We start from the raw sequence: 16,643 nt of genomic DNA on the forward strand, positions 1-16,643 counted from the left end.
CAATGCCCGGCGCTTCGCGCCCCGTCTGGTGGAGAGCCCCCCTTTGTTAAGGGGGGCGCGCCCCTGGGAATCGCAGGAGCGATTCCCAACGTTGCTATGCAACGGCCCGAAGGGCGCATGCCATGGATGGCATGCGTAGCGGCGCGGGGGATAGGTGGAATGCGGGGGCAGTTCTGGCGAACCGCCCCGCGGTTCGTCAGAACTGCCCACCGAACGTGAATTGCAGGCGCTCGATCTTGTCATCGTCTTCCTTCTTCAACGGGAAGGCATAGCTGATCGAGATCGGGCCGACCGGGGCGCGCCACAGCAGGGCCACACCGGTGGATACGCGCAGCTCGTTGGCCTTGAAGTTGTCCACGCCGGTATACACGTTGCCGAAGTCGACGAAGGCCGACACGCGCGCCGACGGGCTGTCGAACAGGCGCGGGAAGTAGGCTTCCACCGAACCGACGGTCTTCAGCGAACCACCCAGCGGCTGGCCTTCCGGATAACCAGTGGTGACTTCGCGCGGGCCGAGGGTGTTGTCCTCGAAGCCGCGTACCGAGTTGGTACCACCGGCGTAGAAGTTCTCGAAGAACGGCAGGCCGCTGGCGGTGACGGTGCGGGTGGTGCCATCCGGATTGGTCAGCGTACGGGTGTAGTCCTTGCCGTAGGCATCGCCGTAGCCGATTTCGGCGCGGGTGTTGATCACCAGCGACGGCATGATCGGCCAGTACTTGCTGATCTGGTAGTTCAGCTTGTAGTACTCGATGGTCGAACCCGGCAGCGTGGTTTCCAGGCCCACACGCTGGTAGGTACCGCGGGTCGGCATGAAGTAGTCGTTGCGCGAGTCGCGCGCCCAGCCCAGCTCGGTGCGCCAGGCATGGAAGGTGCGCTTACCGACGGCGTTGATGTAGTCGATGATCGACTGCGGGGTGGAGCCCTGGTAGGTGGTGATCTGGTTGCTGTCGATGCCGAACATCAGCGAGACGGTGTCGGTCTCGGTCAGCGGCACGCCGAACACCACCTGCGCGGCACCGTTGGTGCTGTTGTACTGCGCGGTGTTGAAGTCGGAGTAATCCAGTTCGCGCCAGGACAGGTTGTAGCCCAGTGACACGCCGTCATCGGTGAAGTACGGGTTGGTGTAGCTGAAGCCGTAGCGCTGCAGGTAGCTGCTGCGCGAGGCTTCGACCGACACGCGGTTGCCGCCGCCGAGGAAGTTGTTCTGCGACAGCTGCACCGACGTGGTCATGCCGTAGGACTGCGAGTAGCCCAGGCCGAACACGAAGCTGCCCGAGGTGGTTTCCTTGACGTTGTAGACGACGTCGACCTGGTCGTTGCTGCCGCTGACGGCCGGGGTCTCCACTTCCACCGATTCGAAGTAGCCCAGGCGCTGCAGGCGGATCTTGGAGCGGTCGATCGCGGCCTGCGAGTACCAGCTGTTCTCGAACTGGCGCATTTCGCGACGCATCACTTCATCGGACGTGCGGGTGTTGCCGCGGAACAGGATGCGGCGCACCGACACGCGCGGGCCGGGCACGACCTGCATGTTGATGGCCACGGTCTGCTCGGCGCGGTTGGTGGTCGGGATCGGATTCACCTTGGCGAACGCGTAGCCGATGTTGGACAGCGAATTGGTGATGGTGTCCGAGCTGAATTCCAGCAGGGCACGCGAGAACGTGTCGCCGGACTTCTGGATCACCATGCGCTCGACGTCCTCCTGCGGGAGGATGGTGTCGCCGCTGACCTTGATCTCGGAGATCTTGTACTGCGCGCCCTCGGTCACGCCCGCGGTCAGGAACATGTCGCGCTTGTCGGGGCTGATCGAGACCTGGGTGGAATCGATGCTGAAATCGACGTAGCCGCGATCCAGGTACCAGGAGTTGAGCTTTTCCAGGTCGCCGGACAGCTTTTCCTTGGAGTACTGGTCGTCACGGCGGTACCACGACGCCCAGTTGTGCTCCTTGGACTCCCAGGTCTCCAGGATGTCCTTGCTCTCGAACTTTTCGGTGCCCACCAGGTTGACGTGGCGGATCTTGGCGGCCTTGCCTTCCTTGATGGCGATGGCGATGTCCACGCGGTTGCGGTCCAGCGGGCTCACCGTCGGGGTGATGTCGACGTTGTACTTGCCACGGTCGTTGTACTGGCGGCGCAGTTCCTGGGTCACGCGGTCCAGGCTCAGGCGATCGAAGGTGCCGCCCTCGGTCAGGCCGATGTCGGACAGGCCCTTGAGCAGCTGGTCGGACTTGATGTCCTTGTTGCCGGTCACGGTCAGTTTGTTGATCGCCGGGCGTTCCTTGACGGTCACCACCAGGATCGTGCCCTGGCGGTCCAGCTGCACGTCTTCGAAGAAGCCGGTCTTGTACAGGGCGCGGATCGTCTCGCCGACCTTGTTGTCGGTGATCGTCTCGCCGCGTTCCACCGGCAGGTAGGTGAACACCGTGCCCGAGCTGATGCGCTGCAGGCCATCGACGCGGATGTCGCTGACAGTGAAGGGCTCGGCTGCCTGGGCCAGGGCGGGAGCGCCGGTGACGGCGGCGAGGGCGAGGGCCAGCAGGCGGCGATTGGGGAGTCGCGTCATGTCACGTCCGGTAGGAAGGTCGATTTCATTGGTGCGGGATGCCGACGCTGTAGACGGCAACAACGTGGAAAAGTTCATCGCGGGACCAGGCCGAGGATGTCGTTGTAGAACGCCAACCCCATCAGCCCGGCCAGCAACGCCAGGCCGATGTATTGGCCGGCGGCGATGGCACGCTCGCTCAGCGGGCTGCCCTTGACCAACTCGATAAGGTAATACAGCAGGTGGCCGCCGTCCAAGATCGGGATCGGCAGCAGGTTGATGATGCACAGGCTGAGCGACAGCAGGGCAAGGAACTGCAGGAACCAGTCGAGGCCGCGCTTGGCCGAGACATTGGCCACGCGGGCGATGGTGACCGGCCCGGAAACGTTCTGCAGCGAGGCCTTGCCGGTCACGATGCGACCCATCATGCCCAGCGAGTCGGCGGCCAGGCGGCCGGTCTCGCGCACCGCCACGGTCACCGCATCCAGCGGGCCATAGCGCAGCAGGGTGTCATAGGCGGGGCTGTAGCTGGTGGGGAAGCCGACGCCGATCTGCCAGACCGGATTGCCCTTGCCGTCCTTGCCCTGGCGCGGGGTGACTTCCAGCGCCAGGCGCTCGCCGCCACGCAGGACCTCGATCATTCCCGGCCCGCCGGCACGGCCCAGGGCCTGGATCTCGCCGATCACCTGGTCGACGCTGTCGATGCGCTGGCCGTCGATGGCCACGATCAGGTCGCCTGGCTGCAGTTGCCCTGCCACCACGGAGTCCGCAGTCAGCGACTCCACTTGCGCCGGCTGCAGCCACGACTGCCAGTGCAGGCCAGCCAGGATCGGCACCCGCCGCTCATCGAAACCCGCCGGCAGCTGCGACAGCGGCAGGGTGCGCGTGCGTACCTGGTCGGCCGTATCCAGCACTTCCAGCTTCACGTCGCGGCGGTCCATCGCGGCTGCGGTCAGCGCCATGCTGGCCTCGCCGAGGGTGACCACCTGGCGGTCGTCCACGCGCAGCACGCGGTCGCCGCTGGCCAGGCCGGCACTGGCGGCGATGCCGCTGACACGGCCGATGGTGGGCGAGTAATCCTGCTTGCCGATCACGAACATCGCCCACAGCAGCAGGATGCACAGCAGCAGATTGGCGATCGGGCCGGCGGCAACGATCGCGATGCGCTGCCAGACGGTCTTGTGGTTGAAGGCCTGGCCGCGCTCGTGCGGGTGCACTTCGACCTCGCGTTCGTCGAGGAACTTCACGTAACCGCCCAGCGGGATGGCGGCGATGGCGAACTCGGTGCCGTGCCGGTCGCGGCGCGACCACAGCGGCCGGCCGAAGCCGACCGAGAAACGCAGGATCTTGACCCCGCACAGGCGCCCGACCCAGTAATGCCCGAACTCGTGAAAGGTGACCAGCAGCCCGAGGCTGACGATCATCCACCAGACCGATCCGATGAAGTCAGTCATGCAGGCTCACAGTGGTGGGCAAGGGCGGCGGCGTCATGCTGGGCGAGGCGGTCGTTCAGGCGGCGTCGATGGCGTTCAGGGTGAGCTGGCGTGCCCGCTGGTCGGCGGACAACAGGACCTCCAGTGTATCGGCTGGCTGGGTCGGCAGTGTTGAAAGAGCGTTAGCAACCAGCTCCGGGATCGTCAGGAAACCGATCCGGCCCTGAAGAAACGCTGAAACCGCCTCTTCATTGGCAGCGTTCAGCACCGCCGGCGCGGTGCCGCCGGCCTGCATCGCCTGCCAGGCCAGCGCCAGGCAGGGGAAGGCGTCGGTATCCGGGGCCTCGAAATCCAGGCGGCCCTGGGCCAGCAGGTCCAGCCCGGCCACGCCCGATTCGATGCGCTGCGGCCAGCCCAAGCCAACGGCGAGGGTGGTGCGCATGTCCGGCAGGCCCATCTGGGCCAGGGTCGAGCCATCGACGAACTCGACCAGCGAATGGACCAGGCTCTGCGGGTGCACCAGCACCTCGATGCGCTCGCCGGGCACGCCGAACAGGTGGTGGGCCTCGATGACTTCCAGGCCCTTGTTCATCAACGTCGCCGAATCGACCGAGATCTTCGGCCCCATCGACCACTTGGGGTGGGCAACTGCTTGGGCGGGGGTGACCTGGGCCAGTTCGGCGCGACTGCGGCCACGGAACGGGCCGCCGGAGGCGGTCAGCAGGATCCGGCGCACGCCGGCGCCGTCGACACTGGCATCGCGCGAGCGCAGGCACTGGAAGATCGCGCTGTGCTCGCTGTCGATCGGGATGATTTCGGCACCGGCACGTTCGGCCGTCCGGGTCAGCAGTTCGCCGGCCAGCACCAGCGATTCCTTGTTGGCCAGCAGGATGCGCTTGCCGGCGGCGGCGGCAGCCAGGGTCGAGGACAGGCCGGCCGCGCCGACGATGGCCGCGACCACGGTATCGCAGGCATCGCTGGCGGCCAGCTGGTCCAGCGCGGCCTGGCCGGCATGGGCCTCGGTGGTGAGTCCGGCCTCGCGCAGGCCGTCACGCAGCTCGGCGAACAGCGATGCGTCGGCGATCACCGCGTGCGCGGGTCTGTGCTGGCGGCACAGCGCCAGCAGCGCCTGCACCTGGCGGCCGGCAGCGAGCACCGTGGCCTGGTAGCGGTGCGGGTGGCGGGCGATCACGTCCAGCGTGGAGGCGCCGATCGAGCCGGTAGCGCCGAACACGGCGACCCGGCGCAGGTCTGCAGCAGCATTCATGGTCAGAACCCGAAGATTTCCTTGCCCAGCGCGAACACCGGCACGGCGGCGAGGACGCCGTCGACCCGGTCGAGCACGCCACCGTGGCCCGGGATCAGGTGGCCCGAGTCCTTGGCGCCGGCATGGCGCTTGATCAGGCTCTCGAACAGGTCGCCCAGGACCGAGGCGAACACCGCCACCACCGCAGTGATCAACAGGCCGGGCAGGTGTGCGGCATCGATGCCAGCCAGCCAGCCCAGGCCGAGGGCCACGGCGACACCGGCCAGCAGGCCGCCGAACAGGCCTTCCCAGGTCTTGTTGGGGCTGATCCGCGGCGCCAGCTTGTGCTTGCCGAAATGGCGGCCAGCGAAATAGGCGCCCGAGTCGGCCGCCCACACCAGCGCCAGCGCAGCCAGCAGCCACAGGTGGCCCTGCTGGCCCGGCGGATCGCCGCCGGCATGGATCAGCACCAGCGCGGCCCACGCCGGCACGATGGCCAGGGTACCGGCCAGCATCTTCAGGATCCGCGAGGGTGCCGACGGCTGCGCGCCGAAGTTGAAGAAGCGCAACCAGACCAGCGCGGCCAGCCACCAGGCAACGCCGGCCAGCGTGGTTATCTGGAACAGGACCAGGGTGCTGCCATCGGCCCAGACCAGCAGCACCATCAGCAGCAGGTTCAGCACCAGCAGCACGGTGCGCGCCAGGGTGTCTTCGATACCGGCCAGCTTCAGCCATTCCCACAGGCCGATCAGCAGCACGGCGGCGGCGGCGGCGGCCAGCCATTGCGTGGGCAGCAGCAGGATCGCCGCAATGGCTAGCGGCGCCATGATCAGCGCGGCAAGGACTCGGGTCTTGGTCATGGGCTGGAAGTCTCGGTGGCCAGTGCGGCAATCTGGGCGCTGGTCAGGCCGAAACGACGCTCGCGACCGGCATAGGCGTCGAGCGCCTGCTGCAGCTGCCCGGCGTCGAAGTCCGGCCACAGGGCCTCGGTGAACCACAGTTCGGTATAGGCGAGCTGCCACAGCAGGAAGTTGCTGATGCGGGTGTCGCCGCCGGTGCGGATGAACAGGTCCGGCGGCGGCAGGTCGGCCAGGGCCACCTGGCTGCCCAGCAGCGATTCATCGATCTGCTCGGGCAGAAGGCGACCGGCCGCCACTTCGACTGCCAGGGCGCGCGCGGCGCGGGCGATGTCCTGGCGGCCACCGTAGCTGGCGGCGATCGACAGGGTCAGGGTGGTGTTGTCGGCGGTGCGCTGCTCGGCCAGCTGCATGCGGCTGACCAGCCCGGCGCCGAAGCGCTCGCGTTCGCCGATGAAGCGCACGCGCACGCCACGCCGGTGCAGCTCGTCCACTTCGCGGTCGAGTGCACCGAGGAACAGCTTCATCAGCGCGTCCACTTCCTCCTGCGGCCGGCCCCAGTTCTCGCTGGAGAAGGCGAACAGGGTCAGTGCCGGGATGCCCAGTTCAAGGCAGCGCTCGATGGTGCGGTTGACCGCGCGCGCGCCGGCACGGTGGCCGATCACGCGGGGGCGACGGCGCTGCTGTGCCCAACGCCCATTGCCATCCATGATGATGGCAATGTGGCGGGGCAGGGAGGCAGGCAACGGAGGCGGGACTGAAGGCATCGACTTCAGACCGACAGCAGTTCTTTTTCCTTGTCGGCAACGACCTTGTCGACGTCCTTGATGTTGGCGTCGGTCAGCTTCTGGATGTCGTCTTCGCCGCGCTTCTTCTCGTCTTCGCTGATCGCCTTGTCCTTGACCAGCTTGGCGATTTCCTTGTTCGCGTCCTGACGGATGTTGCGGATCGCGATCTTGGCGCCTTCCCCTTCCTTCTGCACCTGCTTGACCAGCTCCTTGCGGCGCTCTTCGGTCGGCGGCGGCATGTTGATGCGGATCGCAGTGCCCAGCGTGTTCGGAGTGAACTCGGCGTTGTAGAGACCCTTTTCGATCTCCTTGATCATGCCTTTGTCGAACGGGGTGACCAGCAGCGAGTGCGCGTCGGCGTTGGAGATCGACGCGACCTGGTTCAGCGGGGTGCTGGCGTTGCCATAGGCGCTGACCGTCACGCGGTCCAGCAGGGCCGGGGTGGCGCGGCCGGTCCGGATGGAGGTGAGGGTGTGCTTCAGAGCGTCAATGCTCTTGGCCATGCGCGTCTGCGCGTTGTTCTTGATGTCGTTGAGCATCGCCCGGTCCTGGATGTATCTGGAATCGGGCGATTATAGGCGAATACGGGACGCTGCCGGGCCTGAATCGGCCCGGTTGTCGCTTTGCGCTCAGGGTCAGGCCGGGTCGCGGCCCTGGACCAGGGTGCCGATGTTCGCGCCGTTGAGGATCTTCAGCAGTTCGCCCGGCTGGCCCATGTCGAACACGCGCATCGGCAGGTCGCTGTCGCGGGCCAGAGCGAAGGCCGCCGTGTCCATCACTTCCAGGCCGCGGCGGATCACTTCGTCGTAGCTCAGGCTGTCGAAGCGGACCGCATCGCTGTGCTTGTTCGGGTCCTTGTCGTACACGCCATCGACCTTGGTGGCCTTCAGCAGCAGGTCGGCGCCGATCTCGATCGCGCGCAGGGCGGCGCCGGAGTCGGTGGTGAAGAACGGGCTGCCGACGCCGGCAGCGAAGATCACCAGGCGGCCCTTTTCCAGGTGGCGGATGGCGCGGCGGCGGATGTAGTCCTCGCACACGTCGTTGATCTTGATCGCGCTCATCACCCGGGCCTTGGCACCCAGCTTCTCGAGGGCGTCCTGCATGGCCAGGGCGTTGATGACGGTGGCCAGCATGCCCATCTGGTCGCCGGTTACGCGGTCCATGCCGCCGGCGGCCAGACCGGCGCCGCGGAAGATGTTGCCACCTCCGATCACCAGCGCGACCTCGGCACCGGCCTGCTGGGCTTCGATGACCTCACGGGCGAGGCGATTGATGATCTTGGGGTCGATGCCGTAGTCCTCGTCTCCCATCAGCGCCTCCCCGGACAGTTTCAGAAGGATGCGGCGATAGGCGAGCTTGGACATGGGGACCTCGGGTGCGTGGAAATCGCGGGCGATTCTACGCGCATGCGGCGTTGTGCCAAAGTGTTTTGTGCACTGCGGCGCAGAATCCGGTGGTTCGCCCGATCAGCCGGGGCGTCCCGTTCAGCCCAGTTCGGCGCTGGCCGTGGCCGACAGCTCGTCATGGCCCAGCGCCCCCGGCGAGCGGGCGATCACCCGGTTGCGGCCCAGGTTCTTGGAGCGGTACAGCACGTCGTCGGCGGCGCGCAGCAGGTCCTGGACGTCGGCGAAGCGCTCGTAGCCGCCCTGGGTGGCCACGCCGGCGGAGAAGGTGACGAACAGCGGACCACCCTCCAGCTCGGCCATCGGCGTGGCGACGATGTTGGCCAGCACCCGGCGGATCACGTCCAGGGCCACGCTTTCGCTGGTGTTGGGCAGCAGCGCGACGAACTCCTCGCCGCCGAAGCGGGCCACGGTGTCGCTGTTGCGCAACTGGCCCTGCAGCTTGCCGGCGAAGGCGCGCAGCACCTCGTCGCCGGTCAGGTGGCCGTGGGCGTCGTTGATCTTCTTGAAGTCGTCCAGGTCGATGAAGGCCACCGACAGTGGCCAGCCCTGGCGGCCGGCACGCAGGAATTCCTGCTCCAGCACCGCTTCCAGCTGGCGGCGGTTGAGCACGCCTGTCAATGCATCACGATGGGCCTGGTCGGCCAGGCGCTTGGCGCGCGCCTCGAATTCGTCGGCACGGCGGCGTGCCTGGTCGGCATCCTGCAGTTCGCGCAGGTTGCGCAGCGTGGCCAGTTCCTGCGCGTGATCGATCAGCTCGCGCACCCGCGCCGGCGAATTGAGGCCGGCATCGAACAGGCTGGCGATGTCGGGCAGGGCCTCGCTGATGCGGGCCAGCACCTGGTCGAAGCGCGCGCTGTCCAGCTCCAAGCGGTCGTGCACCTGCTGCAGGGCGCGCTCGCGCGCGGCATCGGCATCGTTATCCAGCCAGATGTCGGCCACTGCGCCGGACAGTTGCACGCAGGCCTGGAATGGCGATTCGGCGGCGTCCTCGTCCTCGCTGTGGCTGATGCTCTCCACCAGGTAACGTGGCAGGCCCCATTGCTCGGCCACCCAGGCGCCGACGTCGGCGTGGCTGCAGCCCAGCGCCTCGCGCTCGCGGGAAACCAGGTCGATGTTGTCGCGTGCCTCGCGCAGCAGTGGCAGGTAGCGCTCCGACTCGGCCTGGGCCAGGCACAGCACGCCCAGGTCCTGCAGCAGTCCGGCCAGCATCAGCTCCTCCAGCCGGCGCAGGCCGCGCGCCTGGCCCAGCTGGCTGGCGGCCAGGGCACTGAGGATGCTGCGCTTCCACGCGCGCTGGCGCAGGTCATGATCGGCGCCACCGCCGGTCAGGCCCTGGGTGACGGTGAAGCCGAGGGCGAGGCTGATCGTGGCGTTCAGGCCCAGCATGGTCAGCGCCTGGCCGAGGTTCTCGATGCGGCGGCGGCTGGCATACAGCGGCGAATTGGCGATGCGCAGCATGCGAGCGCTCAGCGCCATGTCGATGGCGATGATGTCGGCGGCGGTGGCGATGTCCGCTTCCGGGTCCTGAGCCAGTTCGATGATGCGCAGGGCAATACCGGGTGGCGAAGGCAGGTTGCGGCAGAGCGCCAGGGCAGCTGTCAGCTCGGGAGGCATGTCGGGTCGTTCAATTCCATTGGGACAAGAATACCTAGGAATGCATCACAGTCCGCGATTTTCGTTCCTGCTAAGTGACTGAGGATTCCCTGCGACTGAGTATCGGCTTGATTCGAGCGCAACGCAAAGGTGCCGGTTGTGCGCACCAACGGTGCGCACCCACCGATGGGCCATGGGTTAATCCCTGGGCCCATGCATAAAAAAAGAGCCGCGGTTTCCCGCGGCTCCTTCTGGTCGCTTCACAGCCGGAGGGCTGGAATCAGACCTGCATCGCCTTGGCAACTTCGGCGGCGTAGTCTTCCACCACCTTTTCGATGCCTTCGCCGACGATCAGCAGCTTGAAACCTGCCACGTCCGCACCAGCGGCCTTGACCACCTGCTCGACGGTGGTGTCGCCCAGCACGTAGGTCTGGCCGTACAGGGTCACGTCGCTGACGATCTTGTTGATCTTGCCGCTGATGATCTTTTCCAGGATGTCGGCCGGCTTGGCCTTGTCCTTCTCGGTCATCTTGGCCAGCTCGATTTCCTTTTCCTTTTCGACGAACTCGGCCGGAACGTCCGCAGCCTTGTTGTGCGGCGGCTTCAGCGCGGCCACGTGCATCGCCAGGCCACGGGCCAGCTCGACGTCGCCGCCGATCAGGTCGACCAGCACGCCAACCTTGCCGTTGGTGTGGACGTAGGCACCGATGTTGCCGGTGGTGTCGACCTTGACCATGCGGCGGATCTGGATGTTCTCGCCCAGGGTCTGCACGGCGGTGGCGCGGGCTTCTTCAACGGTGCGGCCGTCGGCCAGCGTGGCGGCCTTCACGGCTTCGACGTCATTGGCGCCCGATGCCAGGGCAGCGGCGGCGACGGCGTTGACGAAGGACTTGAAGTTGTCATCGTTGGCGACGAAGTCGGTTTCCGAGTTGACTTCGACCAGCACGGCCTTGCCGCCGTCCTGGGCCAGGCCCAGACGGCCTTCGGCGGCCACGCGGTCAGCCTTCTTGTCGGCCTTGGCAGCGCCGGACTTGCGCATGGCTTCAGCAGCGGCGTTGATGTCGCCGTTGGCTTCGGTAAGCGCCTTCTTGCATTCCATCATGCCGGCGCCGGTGCGCTCGCGCAGTTCCTTGACCAGGGAAGCAGTGATTTCCACGGGATTACCTCACGAAAGAAAGGGGTTGGGCCGGCATGGTGGCCGGCCCGTGTGACACGGTCCTGTCACGCGCCAGGGGCTGCGTGCAGGGAGGGTGGACGCTGGGCGTCCACCCGGGCCTGGATCAGGCCTGGGCGTCGTCGCCCTTCTTGGCAGCCTTCTTGGCCGGAGCGCGGCGGGCCGGCTTCTCTTCGCCTTCAGCAGCGGCTTCCGCGAACTCTTCCTCGCGCACCGAAGCGGCGTGCGGCGCAGCGGCCTTGCCTTCCAGCACGGCGTCGGCAGCGGCGCGGGCGTACAGCTGCACAGCGCGGATGGCGTCGTCGTTGCCCGGGATGGCGTAGTCCACCAGTTCCGGGTTGTAGTTGGTGTCGACCACGGCGATGACCGGAATGCCCAGCTTCTTGGCTTCCTTGATCGCGATGTCTTCGTGGCCGATGTCGATCACGAAGATGGCGTCCGGCAGGCGGTTCATGTCCTTGATGCCGCCCAGCGAGGCTTCCAGCTTGTCGCGCTCGCGACGCAGGCCCAGCACTTCGTGCTTGACCAGCTTCTCGAAGGTGCCGTCGGTTTCACCGGCTTCCAGTTCCTTCAGGCGGGCAACCGACTGCTTGACGGTACGGAAGTTGGTCAGGGTGCCGCCCAGCCAACGCTGGTTCATGAACGGCATGCCGCAACGCTCGGCTTCTTCCTTGATGGTTTCACGGGCGCTGCGCTTGGTGCCCAGGAACAGGACGGTGCCGCGCTTCTGGGCAACCGACGAGATGAAGTTCATCGCATCGTTGAACAGCGGGACGGTCTTTTCCAGGTTGATGATGTGGATCTTGCCGCGGGCGCCGAAGATGTACGGAGCCATCTTCGGGTTCCAGTAGCGGGTCTGGTGGCCGAAGTGGACGCCGGCTTCCAGCATCTGACGCATGGTGACCTGGGGCATTGCAATACTCCTGATATGGAACCAGCGATTCCGCCCGCGGGATAGGTATGCGGGACGCGTGGAAGCGCGATCGGTTCCGGGGTTGGGCTTCCCTGTTGCCTCCGTGGCCGAACTCCTCGCGGAGCACCCCGGCACGGATGGGGGCAGCAGGTGTGGATTCACCGGTGACGTCCGGTGTGGACGGGCTCCCGCGCACGCAGGCGGCAGGAATCCGGTCGATTATAGCCCGCTGGGGGCGTCCGCTGCAATTGCAGGGTCAGATGCGGCCAGATCGACCTCGCGGCCGTCCTGCAGACGGGCCCGGAAGTGGCCGCCCACATAGCCATCGGGGCGGGCGGGCAGGGGCCAGCGGCGTTCATGGCCTGCGAGGATATAGCCGGCCAGCCCGGCCACCAGCAGCGACGATTGGCCGTCGGCCGCTATGAACTGCAGATCGTGCAGGCGGCCATGCAGCGTACTGGAATTGCTGAGTCGCAGCATGGCCTGAGGCCCATGTGCCTCGACGCGGGCCTGCAACCGGGCATGCAGCGCTGGCGCCGCTGGGCCGCGGAACAACGGCAGCGAGTAGCGGGGCAATCCCGGCAAGGCCGGCGCCAGTACGATCCGATAGGCCTGTTCACCCACGGATGCTGGCGGACCGCCTGGCAGCAGCCAGACGCGCTGGGTGCTGCCAGGGGGCAGGTCCAGCCGCGCAGGGCTGACCCGGATCCGGTCGCTGGGCTGCAGTCGTTCGGCGTCCAGTTGCTGCTCCCAGGCCAGCACCTGCACCTGGCCCTGCCAGCGGCCGGGCCCCGGATTACGCAGCCACAGTTCGGCGCGGCCGCCTTCGGCGGGTAGCTGCAGGGTGGTCGGCAACAGCTCCAGCGCCGCCGAGGGCTGCGCCAGCAGCAGTCCAAGCAGGATCAGCAGCGCGCGCATCAGTAGATGAGGGTCACGGAGGGCATTGCGCTGTCGTCTGTCGTCGGTGGTGCGAGGTCGCGGACCTGGGGCGGCACCTTGGGGTCGTCACTGCGCTGGTGTGGCGCCGCGCAACGGGGAGCGCCGGCATCGTCGCTGCAGGATTCGACCACGGTCAGCCGGATCTGCAGCGTGCTGCTGCGCGGTTCGGCGCGGGCCGGCGTGCTGGCGACCAGCATCGCCCCGATCAGAAATGCGCGAATCACCTGCCCACCGTGCTGAAAGATCTTGCTGCGCGGTATCGGCTGGATGCGCCGCAACTGTAGCGCCGAGCCCGCGCTCGGCACGGCCTTCGTCCGGTGGGTGCAGACTGTTGGTCGGCACGCAGGTCAGTAGGTGATCGTCACCGTCACCAGGTCGTTGTAGGTGCCGGCCGGGGGCTGGCCGGTGACCGGCGGTACCCGGCCGTAGATGGTCAGCTGCTGTGCGCTTCCGGTGCCGGTGCTGCTGGCCGTGTCAACCGTCAGGGTGTTGCCCCAGCGCTGGCTTCGTGCCGGATCCCGGTACAGCTCGTAGGGGAGGTAATAGGTGCTGTTGCCGATGGTGGTGGCCATGCGCCGGGTGGTGGTGGCGGCGGGATTGTTCTGGCCGTTGTTCAGGCCGACCTGGAAGGCGGTGTTCTTCAGGCAGGTCAGGGTCAGGGTGGCGGTCTGGTCGATGTTGGCCGGGATGCCGCCGGTGACGTTGCCGAAATTCATGTTGGTGGTGACGTAGCTGCCGCATTGCGGCAGCACGTTGGCGGTGGCGGTGAAACTGAAGGCCGCGCTCGCGCTGTTGGTACCGGTGGCGCCGCCGTTGCAGGTGGCGGGAACGGTGGCGGTGCCGAGCAGGACTTCGTTCCAGGCCCAGGTCAGCACCACGCTGGCGCCGCTGAAGGTGCTGCTGTACGCGCCGGAGGCCAGGACCTGGTTGGCCGGAATCTGACCGAACAGCTGCACAGTCTGCGCACCACTGCCGCCGGTCAGCAGCGGTACGTTGTAGCTCATGGTCAGCTCCTGCGCTGGCGGCGTGCCGCGCGGGACCAGGCCAGTGACCTGGCCGAAGCTGGCGTTGTTATATAGCTGGAAATTCATCGTGTCGCTGGTGGAGGTGGCCATCGTGCGGGACGTGGAACTGCTGCCGCCGCCACTGCCTGCGCCGATGCCCACGCAGACGCGCACGCCGGTGGTGGCCAACAGGCTCAGCGCGGCGGTGGTGCAGGTCACCGTGATGTTGAGGTTGGCCGTGCTCGGGCCGGGTGCATTGCTGTTGATGTTGCCGAACGGCAGGGTCGGATCGGCGACCGCCGTGCAGACCGCGGTGGCACCGGCCGGCGCCGCTGCCAGCAGGCCGGCCCACAGCAGCAGGACGAGCAGCAGCACCTTCATGGCGCCACCTCCGGAATGCACTGCTGCGGTGCCGGCTTCGGGCGGGCACCGGACGCCACCACCTTGGGCAGGTCCGGTACCTTCACCCGGCACGGGCCATGGCTGGTGGTGACGTACAGCACGCTGCCGGCGGCGACGTCTTCCAGATAGAGCAGGCCGTCGTAGCCGACCGTGGCCTGGCGACCGTCAGGCAGCTGCACCTCGCTGCCCGCCTCCAGAGGCTGGCCGTCCATCGCCAGCAGGGTCAGGCTCAGTGACGACCGCGAACGCAGCTGGAAGGTCACGCGGGTGCCGGCGCGCTGGCGCGGCGTGACCCAGTCCTCGATGCGGTCGGCACGCATGTCTTCGGGCAGGTCCAGGGTGTCGATCGAGACCCGGTTGCGCTGCCAGGACAGCAACGGACTGACCAGCAACAGGCCGCGATCGTCGGTGACACCGATCAAGCGGTTCTCCAGCCGCACCGGGACGCCGCCGACGCCATTGGTGCTGATCACCGCGAAGGCATCGGATACCTCGCGCGTGGCGAAGGCGTGCCCGCCCATCCACACCAGGCTGCCGCTGGCACTGGCGTAGGCATAGTTGAGCCCGCCCTGGCGCGAGGCACCGAAAGAATAGCGGCCGACATCGTTGAGGATGCCGACCTCGGCCAGGCCGCCGTTGCCGTCCTCGCCGTGGCGCAGCTGCGCGCGCCAGCCGACGCCGCCGGCGCTGCCATCGCCGGGCACAGGCTGGGTCACGTCCGCGACCCAGCTCTGGCTGTCGCCGTTGCGCTGGCTGGAGAGGCTGGCCTGGCGATTGTTGCCCAGGCTGGCAGTCATCGACAGGTAGATGCTGCGGTCATCGCTGCGGTCCAGGTTCTGGTTCACCGACAGGTAGGCCGACCAGCGTTGGCTCCAGGTGCGCGACCAGAACAGGCTGGCATAGCGGTTGTCGTCGCCGTTGGGGTAGCGCAGGCGCAGATAGCTGGCGCTGAGCGTGCCCAGCCGCAGCAGGTCCAGGCCGACCGTGGCCTGCTCGCTGATGCTTGGTGGCAGGTTGCCCTGCAGCGCGCCCAGGTCGCGGTAGTCGCCGTGGCTGCGCACGCTGCGCAGATTGACGTTGAAGCGACGGTTGTTCCAGCTGTAGCCCAGCGCCCATTGCCCACCCTGCAGGCCGTGGTAGTCACTGTGCGCATAGGCGGCATTGAACACGCCGGCGGCGCCGAGCAACCACCAGCCGCCAATGCCGCCCTGGGCCAGGCCGCCGCCGCCTTCGGCATGCGCCTCGCCGGTGAACGTGTCGGTGACACCGCCGCGCCAGCTGGCGCTGGCCACCGTGCGATCGTCATAGGCGAAGGAGCGCTCGCCGAAATCCCGGCGCAGGTGGCCGACGCCGACCGACCAGTCCGACAGGCCCTTGGCCAGCAGCTGCTGGGTGCCGTAGAAACTGAAGTCCAGCGTCTGCATGCGGCCGAATGCGTCGGTCACCACCACCTGCGCGCTGCCGGTGCCGCTGATGCCGGGCTGTGCTGCGAGCTGGAAGGGACCGACCGGCACCTGCCCGCTGTACTGGCGCAGGCCATCGACATACAGCTCGACCGTGGAGGGCACCACGGCCTGGCCGAGGAAACTCGGCGTGGGCGTCAGCACGCGGTAGGGCTGCAGGCCATAGTTGCGGCCGATCTGCAGGCCACCCAGGCGCACGGGGCGGGTCCAGTCGACGAACCCGCTGTAGAAATCGCCGATCTCCAGGGTCGTTGCGCTATCGGGGAAATCCAGGCTCCAGCGCGTGTCCAAGCGCACGCTCTCGCCGCGCCAATGGCGGTCGCCGGGTTGCTGGTAGCGGCGGCTGATGGCGGTGTTCTCGAAAGTGCCATTGCCGATACCGAATACGCGCAGCTCCGAGCTCAGGCTGAGGTTGCCGAGCGTGTCCACCCGGCTGCCGTAGACGTTGTAGTTGAGCAGCACGCCGGGCGAGGCGCTGCCGGTGGGGGCGCGCGTCTGCGGGCGGCTGAGCACGGTGGTGGGCAGTGTCAGCTGGTCCAGCGGCACGTCCAGCGCCAAGGTCTGCATGTGGGCGTCGTAGCGCACCACCGCACCGCTGATCTGGTCCAGGTAGACCGGTGCATCGCCGCTGGCGTTGAAGCCGAGCTGGCGCAGCACTTCGGGGCTGGCCTGCAGCCGGCCACGGTTCTCGATGAACGGCAGCAGGCCGCGCGGCGTGCTGTTGAGCGACACATCCAGGTACAGCGTCTGGCTGGCGGTCAGCGGGGTGGGGGGGGGCAGGATCGCATCGGCCGACACGCCGGATACATCAGCCGCCGTGGCCACGCCGGACACATCGGCGGCCTCGGTCGCCGCGGGAACCAGGGCAGCCAGCAACGCGCCCATC

At 67.3% G+C, this 16,643-nt stretch carries 14 protein-coding genes; all 14 read right to left on the minus strand.

Annotation, left to right across the window (positions count from 1 at the left end; all coding sequences use genetic code 11):
• Positions 1-196: 196 nt before the first annotated feature.
• The 14 genes from bamA to AC5P8U_RS10470 all read right to left on the minus strand — a co-directional run bounded on the left by bamA (position 197) and on the right by AC5P8U_RS10470 (position 16,642).
• Complete coding sequence (gene bamA / locus AC5P8U_RS10405) at positions 197-2,560, minus strand: outer membrane protein assembly factor BamA (protein ID WP_053497093.1); 2,364 nt, start codon at positions 2,558-2,560, stop codon at positions 197-199.
• Positions 2,561-2,634: 74 nt separating this feature from the next.
• Positions 2,635-3,993, minus strand: coding sequence for an RIP metalloprotease RseP (rseP, locus tag AC5P8U_RS10410; protein WP_061480177.1), 1,359 nt, complete (start codon positions 3,991-3,993; stop codon positions 2,635-2,637).
• A gap of 55 nt (positions 3,994-4,048) precedes the next feature.
• Positions 4,049-5,239, minus strand: coding sequence for a 1-deoxy-D-xylulose-5-phosphate reductoisomerase (locus AC5P8U_RS10415; RefSeq protein WP_072166812.1), 1,191 nt, complete (start codon positions 5,237-5,239; stop codon positions 4,049-4,051).
• 2 nt (positions 5,240-5,241) lie between these two features.
• A complete protein-coding gene (locus AC5P8U_RS10420; RefSeq protein ID WP_061480179.1) occupies positions 5,242-6,078 on the minus strand; it encodes a phosphatidate cytidylyltransferase in 837 nt (278 codons plus the stop codon).
• On the minus strand, positions 6,075-6,842 hold the full coding sequence (gene uppS / locus AC5P8U_RS10425; protein ID WP_049412139.1) for a polyprenyl diphosphate synthase: 768 nt from the start codon (positions 6,840-6,842) through the stop codon (positions 6,075-6,077). Before uppS ends, AC5P8U_RS10420 begins: the two co-directional genes overlap by 4 nt.
• A gap of 5 nt (positions 6,843-6,847) precedes the next feature.
• The gene (gene frr / locus AC5P8U_RS10430; protein WP_005415853.1) at positions 6,848-7,402 is read right to left on the minus strand and encodes a ribosome recycling factor; all 555 of its coding nucleotides are present in this window, start codon (positions 7,400-7,402) and stop codon (positions 6,848-6,850) included.
• 96 nt (positions 7,403-7,498) lie between these two features.
• Positions 7,499-8,227: a UMP kinase gene (pyrH, locus tag AC5P8U_RS10435; RefSeq protein WP_005415854.1), complete on the minus strand. Its 729-nt coding sequence runs from the start codon at positions 8,225-8,227 to the stop codon at positions 7,499-7,501.
• 120 nt (positions 8,228-8,347) lie between these two features.
• Complete coding sequence (locus AC5P8U_RS10440; RefSeq protein ID WP_005415855.1) at positions 8,348-9,883, minus strand: GGDEF domain-containing protein; 1,536 nt, start codon at positions 9,881-9,883, stop codon at positions 8,348-8,350.
• A 259-nt stretch (positions 9,884-10,142) separates the two neighbouring features.
• Positions 10,143-11,018, minus strand: coding sequence for a translation elongation factor Ts (gene tsf / locus AC5P8U_RS10445; protein WP_053463562.1), 876 nt, complete (start codon positions 11,016-11,018; stop codon positions 10,143-10,145).
• Positions 11,019-11,142: 124 nt separating this feature from the next.
• Positions 11,143-11,949, minus strand: a complete 807-nt coding sequence (rpsB, locus tag AC5P8U_RS10450; RefSeq protein ID WP_005408748.1) for a 30S ribosomal protein S2 — start codon at positions 11,947-11,949, stop codon at positions 11,143-11,145.
• A 219-nt stretch (positions 11,950-12,168) separates the two neighbouring features.
• Positions 12,169-12,867: a fimbrial biogenesis chaperone gene (locus AC5P8U_RS10455; RefSeq protein ID WP_334271697.1), complete on the minus strand. Its 699-nt coding sequence runs from the start codon at positions 12,865-12,867 to the stop codon at positions 12,169-12,171.
• Positions 12,867-13,193 carry a hypothetical protein gene (locus tag AC5P8U_RS10460; RefSeq protein ID WP_245884942.1) on the minus strand — a complete coding sequence of 109 codons (327 nt, stop codon included), beginning with the start codon at positions 13,191-13,193 and terminating at the stop codon, positions 12,867-12,869. The genes AC5P8U_RS10455 and AC5P8U_RS10460 overlap by 1 nt, the downstream gene beginning before the upstream one ends.
• Before the next feature lie 42 nt (positions 13,194-13,235).
• Positions 13,236-14,273, minus strand: coding sequence for a Csu type fimbrial protein (locus AC5P8U_RS10465; RefSeq protein WP_072166810.1), 1,038 nt, complete (start codon positions 14,271-14,273; stop codon positions 13,236-13,238).
• Positions 14,270-16,642 (minus strand): fimbria/pilus outer membrane usher protein, encoded by a 2,373-nt coding sequence (locus AC5P8U_RS10470; protein ID WP_188241140.1) that lies wholly within the window; start codon positions 16,640-16,642, stop codon positions 14,270-14,272. Before AC5P8U_RS10470 ends, AC5P8U_RS10465 begins: the two co-directional genes overlap by 4 nt.
• Between the last annotated feature and the right edge of the window lies 1 nt (position 16,643).

The organism is Stenotrophomonas sp. YJH_SMC_81 (assembly GCF_059370875.1).

Coding starts and splice junctions, on each gene's coding strand:
- bamA (WP_053497093.1), bottom strand. CDS start 2,560: ATGACGCGACTCCCCAATCGCCGCCTGCTGGCCCTCGCCCTCGCCGCC.
- rseP (WP_061480177.1), bottom strand. CDS start 3,993: ATGACTGACTTCATCGGATCGGTCTGGTGGATGATCGTCAGCCTCGGG.
- AC5P8U_RS10415 (WP_072166812.1), bottom strand. CDS start 5,239: ATGAATGCTGCTGCAGACCTGCGCCGGGTCGCCGTGTTCGGCGCTACC.
- AC5P8U_RS10420 (WP_061480179.1), bottom strand. CDS start 6,078: ATGACCAAGACCCGAGTCCTTGCCGCGCTGATCATGGCGCCGCTAGCC.
- uppS (WP_049412139.1), bottom strand. CDS start 6,842: ATGCCTTCAGTCCCGCCTCCGTTGCCTGCCTCCCTGCCCCGCCACATT.
- frr (WP_005415853.1), bottom strand. CDS start 7,402: ATGCTCAACGACATCAAGAACAACGCGCAGACGCGCATGGCCAAGAGC.
- pyrH (WP_005415854.1), bottom strand. CDS start 8,227: ATGTCCAAGCTCGCCTATCGCCGCATCCTTCTGAAACTGTCCGGGGAG.
- AC5P8U_RS10440 (WP_005415855.1), bottom strand. CDS start 9,883: ATGCCTCCCGAGCTGACAGCTGCCCTGGCGCTCTGCCGCAACCTGCCT.
- rpsB (WP_005408748.1), bottom strand. CDS start 11,949: ATGCCCCAGGTCACCATGCGTCAGATGCTGGAAGCCGGCGTCCACTTC.
- AC5P8U_RS10455 (WP_334271697.1), bottom strand. CDS start 12,867: ATGCGCGCGCTGCTGATCCTGCTTGGACTGCTGCTGGCGCAGCCCTCG.
- AC5P8U_RS10465 (WP_072166810.1), bottom strand. CDS start 14,273: ATGAAGGTGCTGCTGCTCGTCCTGCTGCTGTGGGCCGGCCTGCTGGCA.
- AC5P8U_RS10470 (WP_188241140.1), bottom strand. CDS start 16,642: ATGGGCGCGTTGCTGGCTGCCCTGGTTCCCGCGGCGACCGAGGCCGCC.